Genomic DNA, 2,887 nt, shown 5'->3' with positions numbered 1-2,887 from the left:
CATATAGGATGTTTTCATATAGGGTCTGAAGGAGTTGTAGGATCACATCCAGCAACGGTACATCAATTATTTTTAGTGTTGAATGGTCAAGGTTGGGTAGTCGGTAAAGAGGGAATTAAATATCATATTCAATCTGGTAGAGCAGCCTATTGGGAACGAGAAGAAATACATGAATCAGGATCGGAACAAGGAATGATAGTGATTGTAATTGAAGGAGAAGATTTAAAACCTTTGATGACAGAACTTGAATGGCTCGAAGGTTAATTCGGAGAAGAAGCAACATCATATAACAACATATTCTCGCTTCGGGCAATTCGGCCCTCTGTCCGGCGGGAAGTTAGAAGTGAATTCGGAGAGGCATTTCAGTTTCGAGGAAGCATAGTCAGCCGGACACATCCTTCCCCCTAAGATAAGAGCTATCTAAGGGGGAAGGACGTCGTGAATACAACAACGTTATCCGAAAGACTAGGAAGATGGAATCATAAGCAGAGAAAGCAGCAGCGACACTTGTACCTTTCGCTACATCAATACTGAGAATAGGTAGTTTCAGATGATCTCCTTTAATGGACACCGGGACCAAGGGTAAGACGTCCTCCACAGGTTGGCGACGGGCTCATGGCCCAACCAGCTAAATCGGGGTATGAACGCTACCAAGGCTGAAACACTTTATGCGACGAGAGCTAAGTCCCAACGACGCATTCGTTTTTACCCAGTGGTGATCTTTTTAGTATAAAAGAAAAGCTCATCCCCGACTTACTGGGCAGAGCTTAATATACCCACAACGTATTCAGTTGCATAAGATATTCATCCATAATATGAGCTTTATAAATAAATTGATCATATAGCAAATGGTCCTACTGCCGTATCAATCCGTGGTGAATAAATAAACAGAAATCTTTCGTTAGTCATTGAAGACTACTTAGTTTGACCAATCTCTTTTGAGAATACTTTGGAATGGTCATTACCCAGCTTGACGGGCTTGTGCTAGTTAAACCTATTTGATGTAAAATTGATGTAAAACATCAACAGAAACGTGCGGAAATCAGCCTTCTAGAACGGAAGTGCGTAGGCAAAAAGCCCGTCAAATCAAGGTTTCTGCGAATTGCAACAGATCAAATCCTAAGCCAATATGTTCCCGCATACGGTGCATGTGGAGTGTTCAGTGATACTAAAATGGAAGGGTGCGGATTAATATCCCACCTTTTTTTCTATGCCCCTTTAATTGATGGAGTGGCAAAATTATAATGAATCTGCTTAATGCATCCGTCAACTTTGACCTCGATTTTATTGATTTATGAATGAATGACAGGTTTCAAGACTCATTCATCATCAATATTTAAATCGGCGATGCTCTTTAATTATTGGCGGAAGTCTTGCAACAACTCTTCAGTATCTTTCTCAACTTATACTTTGTACTCCAACTCGGCTATTTGAAATCGTAAGCTGTGCTGTTCTTCGATCAACTTTTCGTTCTTATCCTGAAACTGATTGATTGTAATGACTTGACGAGAATATAGTTGGAATAGGATATTAGGCGCCTATTTGCCTTCTGGAGATCTTTTGTGATGGAAGGTAATTGCTTTTCTATTCCCCAGCAAGCTGCCTTAATGAGGATCTCATGTCTTGTGTGGTCTTTTATGAGATTCCGCAATTCATTCTTAATAGTTTTTTTTAAAGGACAGGAGCATCAATAAGGTGTGAGGTGAAGTATCGTTGCCCACCATACATATCGCCTATCTCTGCCCCTCCTTTATAGTGCGAAAGGATGTTTTCTACTAGTTGTCCGAATCGTAAGTCTGGCAGGGTACTCTAGCAACTTTTTTAATGCATCCACAATAAGTGGAATCGGTTCTATATCTCTCTTATTAACCCCAGCTTCACTTAGTTTTTAGTTTCTTAGGTTTTATTATTTCGTTTACCAATACTATATAATTAAGATCCCAAAATAATGAATTTTCATGTATTAACGTAGATTCTATTTACGGGGCAGATTCATAGTACACTAAAAGATCAAAGAGCCCACCAGGGCTCTTTGATCTTTTAGTTGTATCTCTTTATTTATTCTCTGATGCTGTATACACCCGTTGTAGGATCGTCACAGCCTCTGCTCTGGTTACCTTATCTGTGGGGCGAAACTTACCATTAGCACCGCCCATAATATCGTTACTAATCACCGTATAGATAGCGAGCGCTTTGATATTTTCAGCGTCCCCCGCGTACGAATCCCCGTTCCCGTAGTCTTCGGTAAGTATAACTGGGGTATACATACCTGCCATCTCTAATCCAACTGCGGGTCTTTTTTTGATGTCCTTAAATTGGCCTATTGTATCCAGTACTTTTTTCGGTTCGTCTACGCTGTTACTTTGGGTGTCTGAAAATAAGGTGTCCATTGTAAGTACTCCGGTGATGATAGCAACATCCCATCTAGTGAGTTGCTTATCAGGAGCTAGATAAGCCTTTTTATAGTCGCTGCTAAAGTGGTCGGTAAGCTCCCAGCCATGAGCGCCAAAAACAGCATTGAAATCCTTAGCTGCCCAGTTCCCTTTTAAGTCTACGAAATTAGGGGGATTGTTAGCAGTACCTCCTATGTTTGGAAGTAGTGTATGAAACATATGTATGAACTCAGCCTTTGTCACAGGTTTTCCAGGTTTGAAGGTTCCATCCGCATACCCACTTACTGCCTGCTTGTCCACCATAAACGTGATTGCTGGGGCGGCCCAGTTTGATTCGGGTACGTCAGAGAAACTACTTGCTGCTAGCGCAGGAGTTGCTGATATCAAGATAAGTGCGGATAGGGTAGATATTATTGATTTTTTCATGGAAAATTCCTCCTAATTGTGTTCCTATCAGTGTTTGGAGTTCAATAATATAATAATCAATCTAAAAT

At 40.8% G+C, this 2,887-nt stretch carries 2 protein-coding genes; one reads left to right on the top strand and one right to left on the bottom strand.

Annotation, left to right across the window (positions count from 1 at the left end):
• The coding region (locus A3842_RS08260) for a cupin (protein ID WP_074101049.1) at positions 1-264 on the top strand (264 nt) is incomplete at its 5' end.
• Between the two features lie 1,790 nt (positions 265-2,054).
• Here A3842_RS08260 and A3842_RS08255 read toward each other — a convergent pair.
• Positions 2,055-2,819, bottom strand: coding sequence for an S-layer homology domain-containing protein (locus A3842_RS08255; protein WP_074101048.1), 765 nt, complete (start codon positions 2,817-2,819; stop codon positions 2,055-2,057).
• Positions 2,820-2,887 lie beyond the last annotated feature (68 nt).

The organism is Paenibacillus sp. P3E, from assembly GCF_001909045.1.
GTDB classification, from domain to species: Bacteria; Bacillota; Bacilli; order Paenibacillales; family Paenibacillaceae; genus Paenibacillus_AQ; species Paenibacillus_AQ helianthi.
Note: the sequence above shows the minus strand (reverse complement) of the source record. Positions and strands in the feature narration are given on the sequence as shown.

What these genes read in the sequence shown, in the direction of transcription:
- A3842_RS08255 (WP_074101048.1), bottom strand. Translation starts at nt 2,819, where the DNA reads ATGAAAAAATCAATAATATCTACCCTATCCGCACTTATCTTGATATCA.